Genomic DNA, 23,968 nt, shown 5'->3' on the forward strand with positions numbered 1-23,968 from the left:
CAACAGAGGCGGAGATGAAAGATCAACAAGCCCTGGGCCGCTGGCTAAAAACAGCGGCCTAGTTTACTAATTAATTACGAACCATACTGCTTATTAAAGTAATAATTGGTAGCTTCAACATAACCGGCGATGCTGCCGCAATCAAAACGGTGTCCTTTAAATTTAACTGCCAGGACCGGTTTATCCTGCGCCATGGCCCGAATAGCATCGGTTATTTGCACTTCACCGTTAGCACCTGGGGGCGTTTTACGTAAATAATCGAAAATATCTGGAGTCAGAACATAACGGCCGATAATCGCCAGATTACTGGGAGCATCTTCAGGTTTTGGTTTTTCTACCATATCGGTAATGCGATATACATCCGGTTCAATTTCATCGCCTGAAATCACACCGTAGCTACCTGTTGCCTCGGCCGGAACTTCTTCAATTGCCACAATGGAACACTGGTGTTTCTGAAACAGATCAACCAGTTGGCCCAATGCGCGTTTGCCACCTGATTCTGGTGTTGCACATAGGTCATCTGCCAACAAGACTGCGAAAGCTTCATTACCGATAATTGGTTCACCGGTCAAAATGGCATGACCCAACCCCAACATCGCGCGTTGACGCATAAAAATAAAATCACAGGAATCCATCACATTACGAATGTCATCCAGATGTGATTCTTTACTGGTTCCCTGAATCTGATGTTCAAGTTCAAAGCTGGTATCAAAGTGATCTGCAATAGCTCTCTTACCTCGCCCAGTAATAAATCCCATACTGCGCAGGCCAGCCTCCATCGCTTCTTCAACACCATATTGAATTAATGGTTTATCAACAATGGGCAGCATTTCTTTAGGCATTGCCTTGGTTGCAGGCAAAAAACGTGTCCCATATCCGGCGACGGGAAACAGACATTTACGGATAGAAACGTTTGCTGTCATGAATAATAATCCTTATGTTTTATTGGGTGGCATAAATCAGCGATTACTCAACCATACGCACTGATAAGGCGTTAGCTGAATTTCACTTTGCCAGGAGTCAGTTGCACGACCACTGATGAGATCATGCCATTCATCTGTCGCAACCAGATTGAGATCGGCAACGCGTAATGTTTGTGGCTGATCACTGATATTAAATATACAGAAGATGCTTTGATGACGATCAATACTTTGTCGCCAGAAGCCAAATAATGTATCACCGAGTTGCAAGGTAAATTGCGTTGCATTGGGATGAAAAGCTGGCTGCTCCATACGCAGCTTAATCAGTTCGGTCATTTTATGATAAATCTGATAATGGTTATTGGCGGTATGCGTTAATGCTGCACGAATGGCCGCATCATCCCATTGATGACGGTTAATGGCGCGGTTATGTTGATGTTGTTCAAGTCGTTTGTAGTCGTTTCCTGTGGCTAGCAGGCTATGAATATAGATTCCGGGAATACCTTCCAGAGCGAGCATAATCGCATGGGCACAGATAAACCGTTCTTGTTGCCATTTATCAGGACCTTTAACGGTTCCTTGTAGTGCATCAAATAGCGCAATATTTATTTCATAAGGTTTCTTGATATTGTTTTCAGCCGCGCGCCAGGAGATTTCCCCCCCGAACCCCTGCATAGTGGAAATCAATGAGGCTATTTCACTATCGGTCAATAAACCCTCTGCGGGCCTTAAACCAATGCCATCATGTGATGCAATAAAGTTAAAATAGGCTGTGCCGTTTTGAGCCGGCGGCATACTCATTAACCATTGGCGTAAATAACTGCAATTTCCGGTTAAAAGTGTATTCAATAAAAGCGGTGGTAACGAAAAGTTATAAATCCAGTGTGCTTCATTGGCATTACCGAAATAACTGAGGTTTTCCCGATTTGGGATATTGGTTTCCGTGATAATGACGGCATCACTTTTCGCCTGTTCGATCAGTAAACGTAATAGCCTGACCAATTCATGTGTCTGAGGCAGATTAAGACAATTGGTCCCAGCCTGTTTCCATAAAAAAGCCACAGCATCCAGACGAAACAGACAGATCCCCTGATCCAGATAAAACCGAATAATCTTTACAAAGGTTTTGAGTACCTCGGTGTTACGAAAATCAAAATCCACCTGCTCATGACTGAAAGTGCACCACACATTTTTAATCCCGTCTGCAGTCTCAGTCTCTCTCAACAACGGCGAGGTACGTGGACGAACCACTGAAGAAATAGGGGTATCAGACTCACAGGTATAAAAATAATCATGGCCCTCACCATGCCCGGCAATAAAGTTCTTAAACCACTGACTGCTGCTTGAACCATGATTAATGACCAGATCTGCCATCAATCGATAATCTTTGGCGATAGCTTTGATATCTTCCCAGTCACCCAACTCGGGATTTACCTGGAAAAAATCCTTCACTGCAAAACCATCGTCACTGCAAAAAGGAAAAAACGGCAGGATATGCACACTATTAATGTAGCCAGCAAAATAATCATCCAGAAACCGCTTGAGTGTCTGCAAGGGCGGTTCATCATTCTTCAATATGCTATTACCATAGGTAATCATAGTGATATCAGAGGCATGCCATTTATTCTGATGCGGTTGTGGCGCTGGTGCATCTGGATTTACCCGCATAGTAGCCAGTAATTCATGGGCTAAAGAGGCTAGTACTTTGGGTTCAATAAAATCGCCATACACCTTGTTCAGGTGATAAAGCACATTTTGGAAAACTGCCGGGCGTTCAGATGTCTGTGTCATAACCATTCTTATGCAGAAAATTCCTGATAATCTTCTTCAACGGCTTGATAAATTCGCTCGAAGATATCCGGTAAGGCACTTTGCACACGATTCCAGCTAGGAATAAATGGCGTCTCCATCGGGTTGTCCAGAAAAGCCTGACCAGCATCCATGATGTTACGGGCAAACATTTCCACAGAGGCTTCTTCCTGATGAATATCAAATTGCAAACCGTTCATCACCGCATCATTTCGATAGGTTTCCACGAAATCCAGAGCAATCCGATAATAGGTCGCTTTAATACTGCGGAAATGCTCGGGACTGAAGACGGTGCCTTTGGTCGCGAGTTTTCGAAATAATGCCTTGGAAATATCTATCGACATTTTCGACAAACCGCTGTGTTGATCATCGGATGAGAGATCCTGATGTTTGTGATCGTAAATATCAGCAATATCCACCTGACATAGACGGTTGTTCGCATAATTACGGTGCATTTCTGATAGCACGCCAATTTCCAGACCCCAGTCGCTGGGAATACGAATATCGTTTAATACATCACGGCGAAACGAAAACTCACCGGCCAATGAATAGCGAAAACTGTCCATGTAATCCAGATAATCACTTGGTCCCATGACCGATTTGAGAGCACGTAACAGGGGGGTAATTAATAGACGATTCACCCGGCCATTCATTTTCCCGCCGGCGACCCGGGCGTAATAACCTTTACAGAACTCGTAATTAAACATTGGATTGGCAACAGGATAAATCAGTCGAGCCAACAGTTCGGTACTGTAGGTGGTAATGTCGCAATCATGCAGGGCAATTGATTCTGCTTTTCCAGAAGCTAAAATATAACCCATGCAATACCAGACATTACGCCCCTTACCGGCCTGATGAGGGGCAAGATTCAGGGCCTGTAACTCTGCATCAATAGCACTTAACCGTGGTCCATCGTGCCACATGATCCGATGATGTTGTGGGAGGTCCGCGAAAAAGCTCAACGCATGTTTATACTCATCAGCACTGGCTCTATCCAGTCCAATCACAATTTCAGATAAATATGGCACTGTTTTCAACTGTTGAACAATTGCTGGAAGCGCCTCTCCCTGCAGTTCTGAAAATAATGAGGGTAGCAATAATCCCATTGGACGCTGTTGACTGAAATGTACAAGATCCTGCTCTAAATCAGCCAGATGACGATGCGTAAGATTATGTAATGTTGTGATAATACCGTTCTGATGAAAATCTGCCATGTGAGCCTCTTGTGATTTTAATGCACTATTGCTGTGCTTATATGGAGCTGCTTCAAGACTTGTTGTACGCCTTCAGCCCAACCTCGTGGACCGCAATGTGTTGCCTTCATAACATCATGATGGCGAGTTAATTTGGGTAATGAATTTACCGGTGAAGGGATCAATAGGGCCATGTCGGCTGTTTCCAGCATGGCCACATCATTTTGACTGTCTCCAATCGCCAGGCTGGTAAAGCGTTTATCAGGGCAAAAATGTTCGTAAACCTGTTTAAGCCATTCGATAGCCTGGCCTTTGTCACATTGACCGGAAACGTGTAAAAAGCGGCCACCGATTAATACCTGGGCGCCCCGTTTACGGACTTCTTCAATAAATTGTTTTTGTTTACCGGGATTGCCATGCCAGGCCAGCGCTTCGCCATATTGTCTTCTGGCAGCACGCGCAGCTGCATGAACATCCAGGCCGGTCATGGCAATGATTCCATCTATACCTGCCTGCGCAAACGTAGTGAAATCATCACTAAATAAAGGTTTCACTGATTTGATAATCGCCTGCCAATGCGCGCGGGGCTGAACAAATTCTTTTACCCAATATTGACCACTTGTTTTGGTCTCGGCTGGTTGCTCTGGAAAATAATCAACCGGAATAAAAATAGCGGCGCCATTTTCACAGATAAATGGATGAGGGTTATCCAGAGAAGCATTTATCTGTTCAATTTCCGACTGGGTTTTGCTACTGACCGGAATCAGCGGGATTTGTAACTGTTTGAGATTTTGTAACACGGGATCCGCCTCATCATGCCGGTAGTTATGATGATCCAGAAGACTGCCATCCAAATCAGTAAAAACCAGTAAGGATGCTTTGGGGCAGGTAACTGAAGGAGTCGATTTTTTCGGACGTTTCAAGGCCACAATTTCTCTTTCCATATTGAGTTCAAAAACATAATCCATTTGCTCCGGCAAAGTTTCCAGACAGTGTTGAGTGATACGTTGGTAATACTGAATAAAACGCGAAATATCCTCAGCAGTCATAATTTTGTTGCTTACTGTAGCGGCTGTTTGTTGCAGTTTTTCTTCCTGTTCCAGTCGCCAGTTATAAACGCAATCAAAATTAGGGGCCTTAAGCATGATCCAGCTATCAACACGCTGAAAAAGGGCAGGGTAGTCCTGTTCGAGCTTTTGATTCACATAACGTCGCCAATAGACATCTGGATCATCATTCTGTTCTAAAGCATTAACTGGCAGCGTTAACATTTCATCCGTTTGAGGACAGGCCCCCATGCACCAGCCTTCCAGAATAATAAATTTGGGGGCAACCTCTAATACCGGCCATTGCTCAATAGGGAGTCGATCATCATGCGCTTTATCAAACCGCGGAATGGCAATGTTTTTTCTCTCCGAGAGCAATTTATCGAGGGTCGTCAATGCCAGTTCAATATCATGTGTTCCCGGCACCCCACGAGTCGCTAATAAAGGATGAACTGAATTCGCTAAATCAATGCGTTGTTGATGGGTGAGATAAAAGTCATCGAGAGAGAGGGCAATGGCAGTCTGATGGTGTTTAGTGATGAGTAACTGCACCAGACATTCGGCTAAGGTACTTTTTCCGGACCCTTGCGCACCATGAATGCCGATGATTATAGGGCGCTTTGCTCTTTTTTGGTGCAATATAAAATCATCAGTAATGTCTGAAAACCAGTGATCAATCTGTTGAGCATATTTAGCTGAGAGCTGATGCGCGCTCAGGAAATTCTGAATGTTTGTAGAGGGATTGACCATCACCATTGCCTGTTCCAATCGATATTAAATCAGCCTGACGCAAGTTTCATACCGGGATAGTGAAAAATTCCATTCATACTAGGGCCTGTTGCTCTTTCATAGCCACCTCTGGAATGACTGAAAATGTGGCAATCAAGTCGCGAGGAGAGCATTTTGTGAGATACATCCATGTCTCTCACCCTTTTGAGGCTTGAGCCCAAAAACACTCCCGGCGTTTTTATGGTCATTCTAAATAAACGCAGAGTGGTGCATTTTCAGCCTCAACCCTAACGATAAAGCCATCTTGATGAACTAAAGCCGAAGGCTAAGATAAATGTAAACTTCCTAGATCAGATGATAGTTATGAAGAATTAGTAGAAGTTTTTCCACAAAGACAGCTTTGAGTGGAAAAATTTACTTGGTTTTGTGATGAAACATTTTAAAACCATTAAAACTTTAGAGAATAACAAAAGGGCAAAAAAAAAGGGTAAACCCGAAGGTTTACCCAAAGCTCAGCACGCAGCGAGAGAGAACGAACATGCACTGAAGAAAACTACAATTGTGTTATTGCATGAACGATGCCAAGATTTTAATTAAAATAAAAACAATAACTTATGAATTTATCAAAAAATTTAAGTCCATTTTTCGCACCACAAAACAGCAGTCGTGCACCTCAGCAGCGCATCTCCAGGGCTGTAGATCTTTTCTAACCACGTTGTACAAAATTAAACTCCAGAAAAAGTATCTCTGAAAGATCAACTGACCCAAGTGCTCAACAAAGGAATTTTTCCTAACTCATTGTTGGTCAATACTATGGCTTGTTTATCTTTCATCTCGGCCAGCAGTGGTGGATATGAAAGATAAACAAGCCCTAATACGTTTGAGTAACAAAGCGAGTTTGTCCGAATGAATCGAATCAGTGTTTATCTCTTTTTAATGGTTTCATCCCCAGTCATTGCTGCCGATATGCAAAACTCTCAAAGTCTGATCAAAGATTGTTATCAGGAGTGGCAAAGTCGTGGCTGGACATTAGGTGAAGATCGTCGACCCGCTGACAGTGTGGCCGGCTTTCGTGACGGAATTAAGCGAATTTGTGAAGTCCGAACAGAACTCTTTCTGGAGAATCAAGAGATTTCTCCCTATATTCAGGGAGGTCTTCGAGAACTGGCACCATACGTTTTTACCGCCACTAAAGAAGACATGAAGCAACGTATTCTGCAGGTGAAGGATCGAATTGGTTATCCAATCGGATCAGACCGTTTATCCGAATAACAAGCGCTAGCCAGTTAAGTTTCTTAGGAACGGCATTGCAAGTTAAACCTGCTAGGGCTTGTTGATCTTTCATCTCCGCCTTGTAGGACGAAAAAATAGCCACCAGCAGTGGTGGATATGAGAGATAAACAAGCCCAAGAGCATAGGCTATAATCTTTTAATTAATCCAAAACGCTAGCCATTTAGTGGTTGAAGTGTTGGTATGGTTACTCATATTTTTTTATTCAAGAACCTGAACAATGCGCCGAACCTTTTTTTCAAACGTTTCATTACCTTTCATTGGGCTATGCCTATTGTTTATCCTGTCAGCGTGTTCGGAAAAAACGGAAACCGAATCTTCAGCCATGTTCAGAGCTGATATACAGCGCAGCGGAAATTTCCAAACGACAGGACCACAGACAAAACCCGAAATTCTCTGGCGTTATCATGCAGAAGTAGGTGCCTCATCCTCGCCAGTCAGTAGCGGTAACCTGATATTTTCCGGACGTTTTGATGGCTTGATGCTGGCGTTGAATAATCAGACGGGCGAAGAAAAATGGCGATTTGTCACTCAGGCGGGGATCTTTTCAACACCGGCTGTTGCTGAGGAACAAATCATATTTGGAAGTGATGATAAGAATATCTATGCCCTCAATAAATACAGCGGCAGTTTCCTGTGGGCTTTTGAAACACAGGATAAGGTGTTTGCTTCTCCTTTAATTACCAACGACCTGGTGCTTGTTGGCAGCCTGGATCATTTCTTTTATGCCATCGACAGGCATAGTGGCGAATTGAAATGGCGCATTAAAACCGGCGGTCATGTTGATTCGTCAGCGGCAAGACATGGCGATACGCTTTATTTCGGTAGTGATGATGGTCTGTTATATGCCGTATCCATGGACGGGGAGATGTTATGGAATCTGGATACCGGTGCTCCGATTGATGCTTCTCCAGTGATCGCTAGCGATGACAACATGCTCTATGTTGGCAACGATGCCGGGGTGTTGTTTGCTGTTGATCTTGAAACAGGTCAGTCGGTATGGAACTTTGAATCGGGTTCACGACTATTTGCCTCAGCCGCTTTGAAAGATCAGCAAATCATCTTCGCTGCCACTGATGGCCGGGTGTTCGCCTTGAATAAAGAAAGTGGTGAACCATTCTGGCAATTTGATGCTCAGGCAACGGTCTTTTCATCGCCAGCTATCGCAGGTGACCAAGTCTATATTGGTGCAATGGATGGATATCTTTATGCGCTTGATATAAATAACGGTGAGCAAAAATGGCGTCTCGATTCAGGATGGGCCATATTTGCATCACCGTTTGTAGATAATGGAATACTTTATATAAGCAGTGATGATGGAGATTTATTAGGGCTTATTGAGCCTTCATCTCCGCCTCTGTTGTGACTGAAAATGCACCAATCAAGGCGCGAGGAGAGCAGTTTGTGAGATACATCCATGTATCTCACCCCTTTGGGGCTTACGCTCAAAAACGTTTATCTCCATGGATGGAGTGTATGCAATAGCAATGTCTGGAACATTGCTTGTCCCGGCGTTTTTGTAGTCATTCTAAATAAACGACGAGCAACACTGAGTGATGCATTTTCAGCCCCAACGCGAAGGGCTGGGGCTATTTTTCCGCCCAACTTCGTTGAAAATGATTTATGTAGAACAACTACATCAAATCATTTCCGCCTTGTTGAACAAAAAAATAGCCGCCAGCAGTGGTGGCTCTGAAAGATAAACAGACCCTACCTTACGCTGATTTATTCAAATGCTCATGTTCGTAGTAATAATTGGTGGCTTCAACAAAACCTTCTACGCTGCCACAATCAAAACGTTGACCTTTGAATTTTACGGCTAATACTAGACGGTCCTGTGCCAGCAAGCGCAAGGCATCCGTTATTTGAACTTCACCATTGGTGCCGGGTTTGGTTTTACGCAGATATTCAAAAATCTCCGGCGTCAGAATATAGCGTCCGATAATCGCCAGATTGCTGGGGGCCTCTTCAGGTTTGGGTTTTTCAACCATGTCTTTAATTTGATAAATACCCGGAGCGATTTCATCACCGGAAATGACACCATAGCTATGGGTTTCATCAGCAGGGACTTCCTCAATCGCGACGATGCTGCACTGATAACGTTCATATAACGCAACCAATTGACTCAGTGCACGTTCACCACCTTCCGTTGGTTTGGCGCATAAATCGTCAGCCAGAATGACTGCAAATGGTTCATTGCCAATCATCGGTTCGCCGGTCAGGATCGCATGACCCAGTCCTAACATTTCCCGTTGGCGCATAAATACAAATTCACAGTTATCCATCAGATAACGAATATCATCGAGAAATTTTTCTTTTGAGGTGCCTTTAATTTGATGTTCCAGTTCGAAACTGGTGTCGAAATGATCAGCAATGGCTCGTTTACCACGGCCAGTTATAAAACCAATTTGTGAAATGCCTGCCTCCATGGCTTCTTCAACACCATATTGAATCAAAGGCTTACTGACAATGGGTAACATTTCTTTGGGCATTGCTTTCGTTGCAGGAAGAAATCGTGTGCCATAACCTGCCGCAGGGAATAAACATTTTCTTATAAGACTTTTTACAGCCATTGACGAGATCCTTATCAAACTGTTGTGGAAAAAAGAGATGACGTTAAGCTAAAGTAATTGCCTGTGAAGTTCAAGAACTCCATAGTTAAACAACATTAGATAAGTCATAGTCGGACTGATATATTGTAAATGTTGAACATTACTATTTAGTTTCGCTCAAAAAAATCCTTTTAAAGTTCGTGCAAAGAGGTCTATGAATTCTGCCTAGGTGGATTTCAATGTTTTTGGGTGCAACAAGGAATAAAAATGAAAGTTTTAGTACTCGGCGGTGCAGGTTATATTGGATCTCATATTTGCAAGGCATTGGCCTTGATGAATCATCAAACGATGGTATTAGATAACCTTAGCACTGGTCATCGAGAAGCGGTTCGCTGGAGTCAATTCATTGAAGCCGATATTCTGGATGCCGAAGCATTGCTCAGTATTTTGCAGGATGCAGGACCATTTGATTTGATAATGCATTTTTGTGCCAAGTCACTGGTTGGTGAATCTGTACAAAATCCGGCGTTATATTACCGAAATAATGTTGCTGGTACCTTAAACCTGTTGGATGCAATGGTAGCAACCGGACACGATAAACTTGTTTTCTCGTCTACTGCCGCTGTTTTTGGTCTGCCTGAGCAAGATCTAATAGATGAACAGCATCCCCGTATGCCGATAAATCCTTATGGACAATCAAAGAAAATGATTGAGGATGTGTTGGGGGATTATCATCATGCATATGGTATAAAGTCTGTGGCATTACGCTATTTTAATGCCTGTGGTGCAGATCCGGACGGTGAAATCGGCGAACGTCACGAACCTGAAACACATTTAATTCCTAATATTCTTAAATCTGCCATTGTCGGCAAAGCATCAACATTAAAAGTGTTTGGTGATAATTATCCAACATCTGACGGCACCTGCATTCGGGATTATATTCATGTAAACGATTTGGCTTCAGCCCATATTCTGGCAGGAGAATATTTACAACAACATGACGGTGCCTTTGCTTTCAATTTGGGTAATGGGAATGGATTTAGCGTATTGCAAGTAATTGAAGCAGCCAAGCAAGTAGTTCAACACGATATCGCTTTTACGATTGAACCCCCAAGAGCTGGCGATCCATCAGTGCTGGTAGCCGATTCATCAGCGGCAAGAAAAGCTCTGGGATGGCAGCCTGCATTTACGGACATTGAATCAATTATCGAAACAGCATGGGCTTGGCATCAAAATGAAAGATTTTAGGGTCTTTTTATCTTTCATAGCCAACTCTGTTGTGACTGAAAATACACCACTCAAGGCGCGAGGAGAGCAGTTTAGTGACTCTAAATAAACGACGAGCAACGAAGAGTGGTGTATTTTCAGCCTCAACCCGAAGGGCTGGGACTATTTTTCCGTCCCACTGCGTTGGAAATGATTTATGTAGAACAACTACATCGCATCATTTCCGCCTTGTTGGACAAAAAAACAGCCTCCAGCAGTGGTGGCTATGAAAGATAAAAAGACCCTAGAATTGTTTATTTTTCATAGCCACCTCTGTTGTGACTGAAAATGTACCAATCAAGGCGCGAGGAGAGCAGTTTAGTGACTCTAAATAAACGACGAGCAACGAAGAGTGGTGCATTTTCAGCCTCAACCCAAAGGGCTGGGACTATTTTTCCGTCCCACTGCGTTGGAAATGACTCATGTAGAACAACTGCATCGCATCATTTCCGCCTTGTTGGACAAAAAAATAGCCTCCAGCAGCGGTGGCTATGAAAGATAAACAAATCCTTGTGAGGAAGACTTGAAATGATTCCAGTAATTTTATCCGGTGGTTCCGGAAGCCGTTTATGGCCATTATCACGAAAAAACAAGCCCAAGCAGTTTTTAACCTTGTTTGGCGATTCATCGATGTTTCAAAGCACGCTCACTCGTTTAAATGGTTTGGAGTCTCTCGAAGCTCCATTAATTGTCTGTAATAACGAGCATCGTTTCATGGTAGCTGAACAGCTTCAGGAAATAGGTCTGGAAGCCAATGGCATTATTCTTGAACCCTGTGCCCGTAATACCGCTCCAGCGATTGCTCTGGCAGCATTAAAGGCCATGGAGAACGGTGAAGATCCGTTACTGTTAATATTAGCTGCAGATCATCTAATTTCGGATGTGGCTGTATTTCATAAGGCTATACAACAAGCGCAAATATTGGCTGAACAAGATAAACTGGTTACTTTTGGTATTCAGCCACAATCTGCTCACACCGGCTATGGCTATATTGAAGCAGAAGAAAAGTCGAAACCCAGTTCAGTAAAACGTTTTATCGAAAAACCGGATTTGGCTACAGCAGAGTCCTACCTGTCTGCCGGAAACTTTTTCTGGAACAGTGGGATGTTTTTGTTTAAAGCCTCCGCATATATCAAAGAGCTCGCACGCTTTTCGCCTGAGATGTTGTCTTCCTGTAAACAATCCCTTGAAAAAGCGGTTATCGATCTTGATTTTGTCCGTGTTGATCCTGAGCTTTTTGAGCAAAGTCCGAGTGACTCAATTGATTACGCGGTCATGGAAAAAACCGATAAAGCTATGGTTGTTCCACTCGATGCGGGCTGGAGTGATGTCGGTTCATGGTCTTCTTTATGGGAAGCTTTCACCCGTGATGCTGATCAGAATGTGTTGATCGGCGATGTTCTGGTTGAAAATGTTCATAACGCCTATATTCATAGCGAAAATCGTCTGGTGACGGTGTTAGGCCTGGACGATGTGATTGTTGTTGAAACACATGATGCTGTCATGGTGGCGCATAAAGATCAGGCACAAAAAGTTAAAACAATCGTTGAAGAACTGACCCGACAAAACCGTAAAGAAGTTATAACCCATCGTAAATGTTATCGCCCATGGGGTAATTACGACTCTGTTGATATGGGTGACCGATTTCAAGTGAAGCGCATATTGGTGAACCCGGGCGCATCTTTGTCATTGCAAATGCATTACCATCGTGCTGAACACTGGGTAGTGGTAAGTGGAACCGCTGAAGTCACACGGGATGATGAGGTCATGTTACTGGGCGAAAACGAATCAACATTTATTCCTCTTGGAAGTGTGCATCGTTTACGTAATCCTGGACGAGTCCCTTTGGAAATCATTGAGGTACAATCCGGCGCCTACCTTGAAGAAGACGACATTATCAGGCTTCAAGATACCTATAACCGTAAATAACAGAATAAGAGATGGCCTAAGGACAATTATGGCGCAAGGAAAAATCAGACATTACGACTCAAAAATTAATGCTATTTCAAGGCTAATTGATAGTGCCATTATATTAGTAACCTTTCTGGCTTTAATGGATTTGTTTGCTATTGAATGGCAACCAAAGCATGTCTGGTCTTTATTATTTTCAATTATTCTTTTTCACTTCTTTGCCGAATCACAGGATGCCTATCGTTCATGGCGCGGGACGTATCTAAGGGATGAGGTTACTGCAGTATTATTTTCCTGGGGAACGAGTATCGCGGTATTGGTGACAATCGAACTGATTGTCATTAATGAACAAACCTATGCAACACCTTTCATATTAATCTGGATAATCGCTACACCTATCGAGTTGATTTCCTGGCATGCCATCGTTCGAATGGTGCTTGGAATAATGCGATCCAAGGGGTTAAATACCCGACGCGTGGCTATTGTAGGAGCGACGAAGCTTGGTTATCGACTGGAAAAATCCTTTGATGAAATGGAATGGACAGGTTACCGTTTCAGTGGTTTCTACGATGATCGTAAACCGGCCCCAAATCGTCGTTTGGAAGAAAATGCAGCGACTGTCCTTGGCAGTATCGAAGACTTAATAAGAGATTGCCGTACAGGAAAAATCGACATTGTCTTTATTACATTATCTTTGGCAGCTGAAGCCCGTATTCGTTTGATTACTGAAAAGCTTGCCGATACTACCGCTTCGGTTTATTTGGTACCCGATTTGTTTACTTTTAATCTGCTTAACTCCAGATGGGTGGATTATCAGGGAATAACGGCAATCAGCATTTATGAGACACCCTTTGCCGGTATTGATAGTGCAATCAAACGCATTGAAGATATTGTCTTGAGTTTTTTTATACTGTGTCTGATAGCCATTCCGATGTTATTGATAGCCATTGGCATTAAAGCGACTTCCAAAGGTCCTGTGTTTTTTAAACAGACACGTTATGGAATGGATGGTGAAAAAATAAAAGTCTGGAAGTTTCGTACCATGACAGTTACTGAAGATGGTGATAAGGTCATTCAAGCCCAAAAGAACGATCAAAGGGTCACGCATTTTGGCAAAATTTTACGAAGAACTTCACTAGATGAATTACCACAATTCTTCAATTCGTTAGGCGGTTCTATGTCAATCGTTGGCCCAAGGCCACATGCTGTAGCGCACAATGAAGAATATAGAGCGAAAATCCAAGGGTATATGCTTCGGCATAAGGTTAAGCCTGGTATTACCGGTCTTGCCCAGATAAATGGTTTTCGTGGAGAGACGGATACGCTGGATAAAATGGAAGGGCGTATCAAATATGATCTACAGTATATTCAAACCTGGACATTGCTTCTTGATCTGAAAATTATTTTATTAACGATCACTAGAGGTTTTGTTGGAAAGGATGTATATTAATGTCCAGAGTTAAATTTTCGGTATGACATCGCTGTCTAGCCAACAAGAAATTTAAACTCGTTCCTAAGATTAAAACTCAATTGCAATTCCTTTGACTGAGTTATCTATCGACACGATAGGTAATGCGCATATCAGAAATGTCGGCTGAGAGAAACATCTGGGAGTCAATCATTTCGGGTTCAATGTTGTTCCCGACAATCTAGCCTAACTTACCGTGAGGTGAGGTCGGAAAGCCATGGGTCTTTAAAGTTAAGATCGCCAGGTTGCATTGTTTCATTTTTTCATCAAAAGGAAAAAATTATGAAAAAATCAATGCTATTTTTTGCAGCCTTGTTGTTCTCGATTAACGTCAATGCAGCTACCTTATCGTTAACAGGTACTGGTTCTATTGGAGCAACCCAAAACGTCGATCTAAACAATAACAGCACTGTGCTTGCCGGTGGTTTTGTTGCTGCTCGCGGCCTTTGGAGTTCAGCTTTTAACGCAACTACAGATGCTGATACACCCGTAGTTATTGAATGGTCATTCAACCCTACTACTAGCCTTGGTTCCGCCCAACTTGCTTTTGGTGAAGTTGGTGGCCCATTACAAATGTTTAATATCAGTAGTGACTTTATTTTCAATGCTTCCATGACAGCTGGTACGACATATCTTGTTGCAATTTTGAACGCAACCTCAAATATCTTGAAGTATGACCTGTCAATTTCACCATCAGCTGTTCCGATTCCAGCTGCATTGTGGTTACTGGCTCCAGCATTAATGGGTTTTTTCGGCTTACGTCGTAGAGCACTTAAATCTGCTACAGCTTAATTTTAAACGTATTGATTTCCTGCTTACTTGAGGAAAGGAGCTTTGTTCCTTTCCTTAATTTGCAAAACCATTGTAAACACTGTGAATCAATTCACATTTGATTAAACATTTGAGTTAATCCAGCTAAATTTTGTGTCGCAGGGCTCATTATTTGTAACAAATTAACAGTATTGTTCAACCGTCACTTGAGAGCTGTTTCTAAGTGGCTTTATTTGTTGGGAACGAAAATGGTTCCTATTTTAAATCGCCAAACTTGTCGTGAGGCAAGGTCGGAAAGCCACGGGTCTTCAGGTATTATTTGAAGATGGCTGGGTTGCATTGCTTAATTTTTCAATTAAAGGAAATTACGATGAAAAATGCGATGCTATTTTGTATAGCTTTATTGTTCTCAGTTAGTGCTAATGCGGCTACATTGAGTTTATCAACTGTCGGATCAAATGGTGCGACTCAAGAAATCAGTTTAAATAACAACAGCACTGTGCTTGCTGGTGGTACTGTTGCTAATTCAGGTTCTTGGCAATCATTGTTTGATGTTACAACTGATGTTGATACTCCTGTAAGAGTTGAGTGGTCATTTAATCCTTCAACAAGCTTGGATTCAGCTCAATTGGCTTTTGGTCTGATTTCTGGCCCTGGTGGTAATTATGTTGGTTTTCCAACTATTTATAATATCACTGGTGACTTTATCTTTACTGCCATTTTGACTGCAGGTTCATATTTTGCAGTAGATATTCTTAATGCCACTTCAGGTATTTTGAAATATGACCTGTCAATCTCTGCAGTACCAGTACCAGCTGCATTGTGGTTGTTTGCACCAGCACTGTTAGGCTTCTTCGGTTTACGCCGTCAAGCACGGAAAACAGTGGTTGCATAACACCAAATGAGTTAACAATATTGTTAGTTTTAAGAAAAGGGAGCTTCGGCTCCCTTTTTTTGCAGTTATGTACTTGATTCAGTTAGCTATTATTCACAGCATGAAGTGGGACAACCAATAGAATATTGTTATAAAGTTCATTAAATATGGATATTGTGAGAAAAAGAAAATCAGCTATAATCAGCCTGAAATATATAATTTTTTTGCAATAAATTTGTCACTAGTACCATAGTACAATTTCAATCATGCAAATGAAGTAGTAGTGTTTAATCATCACCGAGATATTTCTTGGAGATAAAAAGTTCAGAAACAATGTTGTTTCTGTTTTTGTTGCCAAACTTACCGTGAGGTAAGGTCGGAAAGCCACGGATCTTCTGGCTGGATTATGAAGATGGCCGGGTTGCATTGCTTAATTTTTCAATTAAAGGAAATTATTATGAAAAATGCGATGCTATTTTGTATAGCTTTATTGTTCTCAGTTGGTGCTAATGCCGCTACACTGACATTATCAACAGTTGGTTCTTCAGGTGCTACTCAAAGTATTGATCTGAATAACAACAGTACAGTTCTTGCTGGTGGTACTGTTGCTAATTCAGGAGTTTGGGAATCATTGTTTGATGTTCAAACTGATGTTGATACACCGGTGAAAGTTGAGTGGTCATTTAACCCAACTAACAGCTTGAGTAATGCTCAATTGGCCTTTGGTCTGTTGACTGGCCCTGGTGGTGGTTATGTTGGTGCGCCAACTATTTTTAACATCACTGGTGATTTTATCTTTACTGCTATTTTGACAGCGGGATCATTCTTTGGTGTTGATATTTTTAATGCCACATCAGATGTTCTGAAATACGACCTGTCAATTTCTGCAGTACCAGTACCAGCTGCATTATGGTTATTTGCTCCAGCATTGATGGGCTTTTTCGGTTTACGTCGTAAAGCACTGAAAACAGCTGCTGCATAGTAACAAATGAGTTAACAATATTGTTGGTTCAAGGAAAGGGGGCTTCGGCTCCCTTTTCTTTGTGGGGCTCAATATCATCAAAAGACTCTAAAATTTTGCATCTGCGATTTACCTACCTGATTTGAAAAATCCACAAAAACTGTTAGTCTGTAACTGAACTTTCAGGAATATAAGAAAGTCTCAATTTTAGAAACAATTCTGTTTCTATCTTCAATATAAAGCCAAACTTGTCGTGAGGCAGGGTCGGAAAGCTACGGATCTTTAATTGACTAAAGATGGCCGGGCTGCATTGCTTATTTTTTCACTTAGAAGGAAATTGCTATGAAAAAAGCGATGCTATTATGTATAGCCTTTTTATTCTCTGCTGGTGCAAACTCAGCAACTCTTAATTTAACAGCTGAGGGCTCAAATGGGGCATCCCAACAGCAAGTCACCTTAAATAAGAACAATGTTGTTTTAGGTGGTGGTGTTGTTGAAAGCTCCAGATCAAATTGGAGTTCAATGTTTAACGTCACAGCAGATACAAATACTGCGGTTGATGTTGAATGGTCATTTAACCCAGTGAGAAATCTGGTTTCTGCTACTGTAGCAATTTTTGCATTAGATGGTAGTTTTACAGAAACGTACGATATAACGGGCGATTTTACTTTTTCGGCCATATTGTCAGCAGGTAAAACTTACGGTTTGGATATTTTAGATGCTACATCACATGCATTAAAATATGATGTGTCAGTTACCTCATTATCAGAAGTGCCTGTACCAGCCGCATTATTTTTATTCGCTCCCGCCTTATTAGGATTGATTGGCTTGCGTCGTAGAGCCAAGATGACTGCAGGCTGAAACGGTTAGGAGAAATAAAAAGGGAGCTTGAAGCTCCCTTTTTTATATATTTTTTGTCAGAAAAGACTCTGTACAAACTGAATAAAAAACGTTATGGTTAAATTAACTTCCTTAAAAAGCTGGGAAGTTTTCACAATGGAAAGGATTTCTTCTTTCCTATCAATAGCCAAACCTGTTGTGAGGCGGGGGCGGAAAGCCACGGGTCTTACCTTGTAAGATCGCCGGGTTGCATTGCTTAACTTAATCTATAAATCAAACCCCTTAAAGGAGCGACTTATGAAAAAAGCGATGCTTTTCTTTATGACGTTATTTTTCTCAATTAGTGTAAATGCAGCAACCTTAAATTTGACCACCGCCGGATCATCAGGTGCTACGCAAGAAGTTAGCTTAAATAACAACGATGTTGTATTAGGCCACGGAACGGTAGATGAGCCAAACACCAACTGGTCATCATTTTTTGATCTATCTACAGATCAAAATACACCCGTTAAAATTGTATGGTCATTTAATCCAGAAGCAAATCTAAGTTCAGCTACCGTATCGTTATTTGAGATGGGTGGTGCTGTTATCGATCAGTTTAATCTCATCTCAGATTACTCATTTACCGCCACGCTTATGACTGGTATAAACTATGGTTTGGATATCTTTAGTGCTTCTTCTGATGAGCTGAAATATGATGTTTCAGTATCGGCTGTGCCTATTCCAGCAGCGCTTTTTCTCTTCGCACCTGCCTTATTCGGCCTATTGGGACTGCGTTTACGTGCTAAATCAAAAGCGTAAAACTGATTAATTCAATAATAATATCCAGTTAAAATAAGGGAGCAGAAATGCTCCCTTTTTTTATGCTTAAATAACGTGTTATCATCCGAAGCGAAAGTAATTTATAAACATGGAGAAGAATAATGAATAAATTGATAAATGCAGTGTTGCTATTAGCGGCACTTTCGATTGGAACAGTTGTTCATGCTTCAGAACCTTATACACTTAATGCAGGTGACATGTTAAGCATTTCAGTTTGGAATGAAGATGCCCTGCAGAAAGAAGTCGTTATTCTTCCAGATGGTACTATTTCGTTTCCCTTAGCTGGCCAAATAAACGCGAAAGATAAAACGGTAGTTGAAGTAGAAACCGAACTTAAAGAAAAACTTTCAGAATATATCTCGGATCCAGTCGTTAACGTTACCGTAAATCGGGTTTCAGGTAACACTGTACATATTCTAGGTAAAGTCCAGACTCCCGGCTCCTTTGGAATGAGTCAACCGCTTGATGCAATGCAAGCTTTGAGTTTGGCTGGTGGACTTACGACTTATGCGAAAGAAAACGACATTATCATTTTGCGTAGAGATGGAATGAAACAGCAAATCATTCCGGTCTATTACGCAAATATTAAACAAGGCAAATCACTTGAATCTAACGTGCTGCTTGAAAGCGGTGATGTCATTATTATTCCTTAATGAGGAATAATAATTATCGACACCAAAATGGAGTCAGCATGAAAATAAAAATTATTATGTCGGTTTTGGTAGCAAGCATGTTCCAATCCAATATCGCCAGTTCAGCCGAATACATTATTGGTGCCGATTTTTCTCCAACATTCAGTTATGATGACAATGTTCAGTTACAAGAAGATAAAGAGGGCAGTTTTGTTACCAAACTTGCACCGACATTATTACTTTCTCGTTCTGTCGAAAACTCAACAGTCGCACTTAATACCGGTTACAGGGTAGAAAGATATACTAGTTTAAGTGAGCTGGATCGCCAGGATCCTTTTGCCAATTTAACGGGTAGTTATAATACAGAACGCAGTGCTTATGCTTTAACAGCAAGTTATGCTGAAAGAGCTCAACGCTCTATTGCTGATGAAGATACCGGTGATTTTGCGTCTAATGCAACGGTAACATCAAAATCATTGGCACCAAGCTATCAATATCAATTTAATGAACGTGACTTTGCTTATACCAGTTTTAATTATAACGAGCGAACTTATGATACAAGCGGTTTTAGCGATAATGAGACGAGGTCCTTAACAACAGGTTGGCGGCGCAATTTGTCAGAACGTTTGACCGGGGGGCTGGCACTAACTTATGCACAATACGAATCTCAATCAGAATTTATTGAATCAGAATATGACAGCTATAACCTAAGTGTAACCAGTACTTATCTAATGAGTGAACGTTGGTCATTTTCAGGACAAGTAGGATATCGAACATCTGACAGTGAAACGCAATCACTTTTTGGTGGGCCAAGACAAACAGACAGAAGCTCAGGATCGTTATTTGATTTTTCGGCAAATTATATTGGTGAATTAAATACTTTGACATTTTCCTTATCACGTTCACTTAATCCTTCGGGTGAGGGAGTGGTCAATGAAACTGACCGAGTATCCCTTAATTGGAACAGGGATATTGCAGAAACCCTTTCGTTGTCAGTCAATACGTCGTATCAGGAAACGCAGTCTGCTGATGACCTATCTAACACTGATAGAGAATATTTTACCCTTTCGCCAGCGCTCAACTGGCAACTCGAAAGAAACCTTGCCCTTAAGATGGGGTATCAGTATCGCCAGCAAAAAGGCAGCAGTTTTGGTGGGTTCGATACGATTGATGACAAAGTCGACAGTAATATGTTTTTCTTAACGGTAAACTATAACTGGGATGGACTGCGTTTTTCGCGATAACTTTAAGAGTACATAATGGAAGAAGAAGTCAAAAGTCTACGGGATTATCTGGATATTCTGTGGCGACGTAAATACTGGATTGCGATTCCAGCTTTAGCTCTGATGATAGGCACGGTAGTATTCACATACTCACTTCCAGAGAGTTTTAAATCCCAGGGTTTGATTTTGATCGAATCACAGGAAATTCCACAGGATTTGATTCGCACCACCGTCACTAGTTACGCAGATCAGCGTATAGAGGTTATCAAACAGCGTCTACTCACCACCAACCGGATTATGGAAGTTGTTGAAAAACATAATCTTTATTCTGAACAAAGAAAAAGCTCACCGATCACCGCACCAATTGTTGAGTTGTTTAAAAGCAATGTTAGTGTGGATATTATTCAAGCAAATGTGACGGACCCTGCCAGTGGTCGCGCCAAAAAAGCCAGTATCGCCTTTACTGTCTCGTTCATGGATCAGTCCCCACGAAAAGCTCAACAAGTTGCTAACGAGCTGGTTACAGAGTTTTTAAATGAAAATGCCAGAGCTAGAACAGACCGGGCCGAGGACACCACCCAGTTTTTGAAACTGGAAGGTGACAGAATGCAGAAAGAAATTCAGCAAACCGAAAAAGAAATTGCGGAATTTCGAGATCAATACAGTGACAGTCTTCCTGATATGCTGGATTACAATCTGAGCACGGTTCAGAACATTCAGGAAGAAATCTCTTCAATACAAAATCAGATCATGGTGTTGAGTGACCAGATGACCACCATGGGGTTACAGCTTTCGATGATTCCCAAGCAAGCTACCGGTGCGACCAGCAATGCTGCAGGTCAGCCTTCAGCACCGATGATGGCTTTACAAGAGCTACGCGCGCAATATCGTTCGATGCAAAGTAAATACTCGGCTAACCATCCTGATTTACAACGCGTAAAACGTGAAATAGATGCCCTTGAGGCAGAAGTTGGTGTCGATGCGTCCCCTCGTGAAGAAGTTGAAATGCAATTGACTTCTGCCAGAAGTAATTTGCAAACACTTAAGCAACGTTATGCGACAGAGCATCCGGATGTAAAATCTGCTGAAGCAGAAATAACCCGTTTGGAACAACGTCTAGCGGATCTGCCTGAAGAGAATACTGATTTTGAAACACAAACCACTACTAGTTCTACAAATCCAGTATATATAGAAGTCAGCGCCAAAATTGATGCAACTGAACGTGAGATCGGTCGTTTGAGAGAGAGGCAGGCAGACTTGCGTGAAAAACTGGCTGAGTATGAAAACCGTGTTTACCAGACCAATCAGGTGCAACGTGCTTATCAGGATCTGACCCGTGATCGTGAGAATAAATTAGCTAAATATCAAGAGTTAAGAGCCAAACAATTAGAAGCAGAACTGGCACAAACACTCGAAACAGAGAACAAGGGCGAAAACTTTACTCTGATCGAACCGCCTCAAGTTTCCAATACCGCCGAAAAGCCAAATCGCAAGAAACTTATTGTTATGGGATTTGCAGGATCAATTGGTGCTGGAGTTGGTCTTGGGCTTCTGGTCGAAATGTTATTTGGCGGAGTGCGTGGCTATACCCAAATTTCCAGAATTGTCGGAAAGCCACCTATTGTTGTTATCCCTCTTATTCAGACCGACCACGAAAAACGCCGTAAGAGACGAATCATTTATAGCTTGATCGTTTTAGGAATTATCCTTGGCCTAGGTGCTGTCATATTGTTTCATTTCTTTGTAATGAACCTTGAAGTGTTATGGTTCAAAGTACTGAATAAACTGAGCTTGCTGTAACAACAGTATCAACAATTAATACGGTAGTTTAATTATGGATAGAATTCAGAAAGCGCTTGAAAAAGCTAAACAGCGGCATGCTCAGAAACCGGAACCCATCAGAGTAGAACCAACTAAAGCTGAGAATAGTGTTTCACAAGCCGAAGATCCACTGGCAGCTCCTATTGAGTCGATATCGTATTCCCAGACCAAAGTGGTGAATGTTCCAAATCATCAGCTTGAACGCAAACGAATCATTGCCGGTTTCTACAATAATCCGCAATCAGCCGTGTTCAGAATGTTACGGACCCAGGTACTGAAAAAAATGCGCAGTAATCGCTGGCAAACGCTGGCAGTGACCTCTCCAACTGCCGGTGAAGGTAAATCAGTTGTGGCTGCTAACCTTGCTATGGCAATTGCAATGGAGCTCAATCAAACCGTTTTGCTGGTAGATATGGACTTGCGTAATCCGAGTATCAGTAATTATTTTGGTCTCAATGCTCAGGTGGGTCTCAAAGATTATCTTTCAGGTGACTTAAAACTCTCAGAGGTTTTAATCAACCCAGGTATCAAACGATTGGTTATATTACCGGGAGTCGGCAGAGCAGAAGATTCTGCTGAACTGCTTTCCAGCCCCAAAATGGCCAGTCTGGTGGCTGATATTAAATCTCAGTATGATTCCCGTGTCATTATTTTCGATGTTCCACCTGTGTTGCAGACTGATGATGTGTCGCTTGCAGCAAGCTATTTTGACAGTACTTTGCTTGTACTCGAAGATGGTAAAAATACTGAATCGAATATTACTAAATCTTTGCAGATGCTTGAAGGCTCACCCTTGCTTGGTACAGTGGTAAATAAATCTGCCAGTCCCCCCGAACATCAAAATTATTAATCTATGTATACAGAACACTTTGGTCTTAAGCATAAGCCTTTTAACCTGGTACCCGATCCTCAGTTTCTCTATATGAGCCCCAACCATAAAAAAGCGCTCACAATGCTGGAATATGGTTTGATGAGTCATGCTGGGTTCACGGTGGTGACAGGCGAAATCGGTGCGGGTAAAACAACGCTGATACGGGCTTTGCTAGGAAAGATTGATGATGATTGTGTTATTGGCCTTATAAATAACACACATGAATCATTTGGTGAGCTGATGGTATGGGTACTGGATTCGCTTGAAATAGAGTCTAGTGCGACAGATAACGCTGGCCGCTATCGCGATTACATTAATTTTGTTGTCGAGCAACATGCTCAGGGGAGAAGGGTAGTATTAATTGTCGATGAAGCGCAAAACTTGTCGGTTCAGGCATTAGAAGAATTACGACTTTTATCCAATGTAAATATCGACTCGGATATTTTCTTGCAGCTCGTATTGACGGGGCAGCCTGAGTTAATCGAAAAACTGAACCGACCAGAACTTGTGCAATTTGCACAACGCATTGGGGTAGAGTTCCATCTTAAAGCGCTTAGCTATCCGGAGACACAAAATTACATTGAATACCGTTTGGAAGTAGCGGGAGCTAAACATAAAATTTTCAGCAATGAAGCCTGCGCCGTAATTTATTGTTATAGCGAGGGGATCCCCAGACGTATTAATAACCTGTGCGATTTTGCTTTGGTTTATGCCTTTGCTGATGATAAAAAAGAAATTGATGTCGCCCTTATACAAGATATGATGCGGGACAAAAAATCTTCTCGTATTGTGGAGACCAAGGCTTCAGAGAACCCGGATGTAAAACGAGTTAAAAGCTGGTTGCTGGAGCAGCATAATATTCAGATAGTCTGATCTTTTATCGGGAATTTTTCACTTGTAACCGAAATTATTTCTTTTTGTGATAAGTATCACGATTAAGCTCTTACTAAATTATTAATATTCAACCA

The 23,968-nt window shown here is 41.9% G+C and carries 22 protein-coding genes and 5 riboswitches; of the genes, 17 read left to right on the forward strand and 5 right to left on the reverse strand.

The annotated features are described in order from the left end of the window. Positions 1 to 74 precede the first annotated feature (74 nt). Genes galU (B4F66_RS09705) through B4F66_RS09720 form a run of 4 tightly spaced genes read right to left on the reverse strand, consistent with a single transcriptional unit; the run spans position 75 to position 5,724 of the window. A complete protein-coding gene (gene galU / locus B4F66_RS09705) occupies positions 75 to 923 on the reverse strand; it encodes a UTP--glucose-1-phosphate uridylyltransferase GalU (RefSeq protein WP_292355545.1) in 849 nt (282 codons plus the stop codon). Between the two features lie 36 nt (positions 924 to 959). Further along, the gene (locus B4F66_RS09710; protein WP_292355547.1) at positions 960 to 2,711 is read right to left on the reverse strand and encodes a sugar phosphorylase; all 1,752 of its coding nucleotides are present in this window, start codon (positions 2,709 to 2,711) and stop codon (positions 960 to 962) included. A gap of 8 nt (positions 2,712 to 2,719) precedes the next feature. Beyond that, positions 2,720 to 3,943 (reverse strand): glycosyltransferase family protein, encoded by a 1,224-nt coding sequence (locus B4F66_RS09715; protein ID WP_292355549.1) that lies wholly within the window; start codon positions 3,941 to 3,943, stop codon positions 2,720 to 2,722. A gap of 17 nt (positions 3,944 to 3,960) precedes the next feature. After that, positions 3,961 to 5,724 (reverse strand): HAD-IIB family hydrolase, encoded by a 1,764-nt coding sequence (locus B4F66_RS09720; RefSeq protein WP_292411212.1) that lies wholly within the window; start codon positions 5,722 to 5,724, stop codon positions 3,961 to 3,963. An 879-nt stretch (positions 5,725 to 6,603) separates the two neighbouring features. Here B4F66_RS09720 and B4F66_RS09725 point away from each other — a divergent pair. Together B4F66_RS09725 and B4F66_RS09730 are read left to right on the forward strand one after the other, a co-directional pair. Further along, positions 6,604 to 6,969 (forward strand): hypothetical protein, encoded by a 366-nt coding sequence (locus B4F66_RS09725; protein WP_292355552.1) that lies wholly within the window; start codon positions 6,604 to 6,606, stop codon positions 6,967 to 6,969. A 344-nt stretch (positions 6,970 to 7,313) separates the two neighbouring features. Continuing rightward, the gene (locus B4F66_RS09730; protein WP_292738294.1) at positions 7,314 to 8,354 is read left to right on the forward strand and encodes a beta-alanine-activating enzyme beta-propeller domain-containing protein; all 1,041 of its coding nucleotides are present in this window, start codon (positions 7,314 to 7,316) and stop codon (positions 8,352 to 8,354) included. 349 nt (positions 8,355 to 8,703) lie between these two features. Here the strand turns inward: B4F66_RS09730 and galU (B4F66_RS09735) are convergent, their stop codons facing one another. Further along, positions 8,704 to 9,561, reverse strand: a complete 858-nt coding sequence (galU, locus tag B4F66_RS09735; RefSeq protein WP_292355556.1) for a UTP--glucose-1-phosphate uridylyltransferase GalU — start codon at positions 9,559 to 9,561, stop codon at positions 8,704 to 8,706. Between the two features lie 246 nt (positions 9,562 to 9,807). On the opposite strand from galU (B4F66_RS09735), the gene galE reads away from it, so the two are divergent. From galE to B4F66_RS09810, 15 genes are all read left to right on the forward strand, one after another. Next, a complete protein-coding gene (gene galE / locus B4F66_RS09740; RefSeq protein WP_292355558.1) occupies positions 9,808 to 10,788 on the forward strand; it encodes a UDP-glucose 4-epimerase GalE in 981 nt (326 codons plus the stop codon). 105 nt (positions 10,789 to 10,893) lie between these two features. Then, complete coding sequence (locus tag B4F66_RS09745; RefSeq protein WP_292355559.1) at positions 10,894 to 11,043, forward strand: hypothetical protein; 150 nt, start codon at positions 10,894 to 10,896, stop codon at positions 11,041 to 11,043. 115 nt (positions 11,044 to 11,158) lie between these two features. Continuing rightward, a complete protein-coding gene (locus B4F66_RS09750; RefSeq protein ID WP_292355561.1) occupies positions 11,159 to 11,308 on the forward strand; it encodes a hypothetical protein in 150 nt (49 codons plus the stop codon). A 26-nt stretch (positions 11,309 to 11,334) separates the two neighbouring features. After that, the gene (locus tag B4F66_RS09755; protein ID WP_292355562.1) at positions 11,335 to 12,735 is read left to right on the forward strand and encodes a mannose-1-phosphate guanylyltransferase/mannose-6-phosphate isomerase; all 1,401 of its coding nucleotides are present in this window, start codon (positions 11,335 to 11,337) and stop codon (positions 12,733 to 12,735) included. 28 nt (positions 12,736 to 12,763) lie between these two features. Further along, positions 12,764 to 14,167 (forward strand): undecaprenyl-phosphate glucose phosphotransferase, encoded by a 1,404-nt coding sequence (locus B4F66_RS09760; protein WP_292355564.1) that lies wholly within the window; start codon positions 12,764 to 12,766, stop codon positions 14,165 to 14,167. Positions 14,168 to 14,359: 192 nt separating this feature from the next. After that, positions 14,360 to 14,438, forward strand: a riboswitch (cyclic di-GMP riboswitch). A 29-nt stretch (positions 14,439 to 14,467) separates the two neighbouring features. Then, the gene (locus B4F66_RS09765; RefSeq protein ID WP_292355567.1) at positions 14,468 to 14,977 is read left to right on the forward strand and encodes a hypothetical protein; all 510 of its coding nucleotides are present in this window, start codon (positions 14,468 to 14,470) and stop codon (positions 14,975 to 14,977) included. A 236-nt stretch (positions 14,978 to 15,213) separates the two neighbouring features. After that, a riboswitch (cyclic di-GMP riboswitch) is annotated at positions 15,214 to 15,298 on the forward strand. 28 nt (positions 15,299 to 15,326) lie between these two features. After that, positions 15,327 to 15,851, forward strand: a complete 525-nt coding sequence (locus B4F66_RS09770) for a hypothetical protein (protein ID WP_292355569.1) — start codon at positions 15,327 to 15,329, stop codon at positions 15,849 to 15,851. Between the two features lie 322 nt (positions 15,852 to 16,173). Continuing rightward, a riboswitch (cyclic di-GMP riboswitch) is annotated at positions 16,174 to 16,259 on the forward strand. A gap of 28 nt (positions 16,260 to 16,287) precedes the next feature. Next, the gene (locus B4F66_RS09775) at positions 16,288 to 16,812 is read left to right on the forward strand and encodes a hypothetical protein (RefSeq protein ID WP_292355571.1); all 525 of its coding nucleotides are present in this window, start codon (positions 16,288 to 16,290) and stop codon (positions 16,810 to 16,812) included. Positions 16,813 to 17,022: 210 nt separating this feature from the next. Next, positions 17,023 to 17,104, forward strand: a riboswitch (cyclic di-GMP riboswitch). A gap of 29 nt (positions 17,105 to 17,133) precedes the next feature. Further along, entirely contained in the window at positions 17,134 to 17,652 is a 519-nt protein-coding gene (locus B4F66_RS09780) for a hypothetical protein (RefSeq protein ID WP_292355573.1), read from the forward strand. A gap of 155 nt (positions 17,653 to 17,807) precedes the next feature. Next, positions 17,808 to 17,886, forward strand: a riboswitch (cyclic di-GMP riboswitch). Between the two features lie 42 nt (positions 17,887 to 17,928). Continuing rightward, positions 17,929 to 18,432: a hypothetical protein gene (locus B4F66_RS09785; RefSeq protein ID WP_292355576.1), complete on the forward strand. Its 504-nt coding sequence runs from the start codon at positions 17,929 to 17,931 to the stop codon at positions 18,430 to 18,432. A 122-nt stretch (positions 18,433 to 18,554) separates the two neighbouring features. After that, positions 18,555 to 19,106, forward strand: a complete 552-nt coding sequence (locus B4F66_RS09790) for a polysaccharide biosynthesis/export family protein (protein ID WP_292355578.1) — start codon at positions 18,555 to 18,557, stop codon at positions 19,104 to 19,106. A gap of 38 nt (positions 19,107 to 19,144) precedes the next feature. Beyond that, positions 19,145 to 20,329 (forward strand): porin family protein, encoded by a 1,185-nt coding sequence (locus B4F66_RS09795; protein WP_292355580.1) that lies wholly within the window; start codon positions 19,145 to 19,147, stop codon positions 20,327 to 20,329. Positions 20,330 to 20,344: 15 nt separating this feature from the next. Continuing rightward, entirely contained in the window at positions 20,345 to 22,108 is a 1,764-nt protein-coding gene (locus tag B4F66_RS09800; RefSeq protein WP_292355582.1) for a GumC family protein, read from the forward strand. Positions 22,109 to 22,142: 34 nt separating this feature from the next. Beyond that, positions 22,143 to 22,979: a P-loop NTPase gene (locus B4F66_RS09805; RefSeq protein ID WP_292355584.1), complete on the forward strand. Its 837-nt coding sequence runs from the start codon at positions 22,143 to 22,145 to the stop codon at positions 22,977 to 22,979. Between the two features lie 102 nt (positions 22,980 to 23,081). Continuing rightward, entirely contained in the window at positions 23,082 to 23,873 is a 792-nt protein-coding gene (locus B4F66_RS09810; protein ID WP_292738292.1) for an ExeA family protein, read from the forward strand. Positions 23,874 to 23,968: the final 95 nt, after the last annotated feature.

The organism is Methylophaga sp. UBA3603 (assembly GCF_002375335.1).
GTDB lineage: Bacteria > Pseudomonadota > Gammaproteobacteria > Nitrosococcales > Methylophagaceae > Methylophaga.

Excerpts from the sequence above, each read along its gene's own strand:
- B4F66_RS09780 (WP_292355573.1), top strand. The coding sequence starts at position 17,134 with ATGAAAAAAGCGATGCTATTATGTATAGCCTTTTTATTCTCTGCTGGT.
- B4F66_RS09765 (WP_292355567.1), top strand. The coding sequence starts at position 14,468 with ATGAAAAAATCAATGCTATTTTTTGCAGCCTTGTTGTTCTCGATTAAC.
- B4F66_RS09710 (WP_292355547.1), bottom strand. The coding sequence starts at position 2,711 with ATGACACAGACATCTGAACGCCCGGCAGTTTTCCAAAATGTGCTTTAT.
- B4F66_RS09760 (WP_292355564.1), top strand. The coding sequence starts at position 12,764 with ATGGCGCAAGGAAAAATCAGACATTACGACTCAAAAATTAATGCTATT.
- B4F66_RS09725 (WP_292355552.1), top strand. The coding sequence starts at position 6,604 with ATGAATCGAATCAGTGTTTATCTCTTTTTAATGGTTTCATCCCCAGTC.
- B4F66_RS09795 (WP_292355580.1), top strand. The coding sequence starts at position 19,145 with ATGAAAATAAAAATTATTATGTCGGTTTTGGTAGCAAGCATGTTCCAA.
- B4F66_RS09715 (WP_292355549.1), bottom strand. The coding sequence starts at position 3,943 with ATGGCAGATTTTCATCAGAACGGTATTATCACAACATTACATAATCTT.
- galE (WP_292355558.1), top strand. The coding sequence starts at position 9,808 with ATGAAAGTTTTAGTACTCGGCGGTGCAGGTTATATTGGATCTCATATT.
- galU (WP_292355556.1), bottom strand. The coding sequence starts at position 9,561 with ATGGCTGTAAAAAGTCTTATAAGAAAATGTTTATTCCCTGCGGCAGGT.
- B4F66_RS09775 (WP_292355571.1), top strand. The coding sequence starts at position 16,288 with ATGAAAAATGCGATGCTATTTTGTATAGCTTTATTGTTCTCAGTTGGT.
- B4F66_RS09770 (WP_292355569.1), top strand. The coding sequence starts at position 15,327 with ATGAAAAATGCGATGCTATTTTGTATAGCTTTATTGTTCTCAGTTAGT.
- B4F66_RS09755 (WP_292355562.1), top strand. The coding sequence starts at position 11,335 with ATGATTCCAGTAATTTTATCCGGTGGTTCCGGAAGCCGTTTATGGCCA.
- B4F66_RS09810 (WP_292738292.1), top strand. The coding sequence starts at position 23,082 with ATGCTGGAATATGGTTTGATGAGTCATGCTGGGTTCACGGTGGTGACA.
- B4F66_RS09805 (WP_292355584.1), top strand. The coding sequence starts at position 22,143 with ATGGATAGAATTCAGAAAGCGCTTGAAAAAGCTAAACAGCGGCATGCT.
- B4F66_RS09790 (WP_292355578.1), top strand. The coding sequence starts at position 18,555 with ATGAATAAATTGATAAATGCAGTGTTGCTATTAGCGGCACTTTCGATT.
- galU (WP_292355545.1), bottom strand. The coding sequence starts at position 923 with ATGACAGCAAACGTTTCTATCCGTAAATGTCTGTTTCCCGTCGCCGGA.
- B4F66_RS09800 (WP_292355582.1), top strand. The coding sequence starts at position 20,345 with ATGGAAGAAGAAGTCAAAAGTCTACGGGATTATCTGGATATTCTGTGG.
- B4F66_RS09785 (WP_292355576.1), top strand. The coding sequence starts at position 17,929 with ATGAAAAAAGCGATGCTTTTCTTTATGACGTTATTTTTCTCAATTAGT.
- B4F66_RS09720 (WP_292411212.1), bottom strand. The coding sequence starts at position 5,724 with ATGGTGATGGTCAATCCCTCTACAAACATTCAGAATTTCCTGAGCGCG.
- B4F66_RS09730 (WP_292738294.1), top strand. The coding sequence starts at position 7,314 with ATGTTCAGAGCTGATATACAGCGCAGCGGAAATTTCCAAACGACAGGA.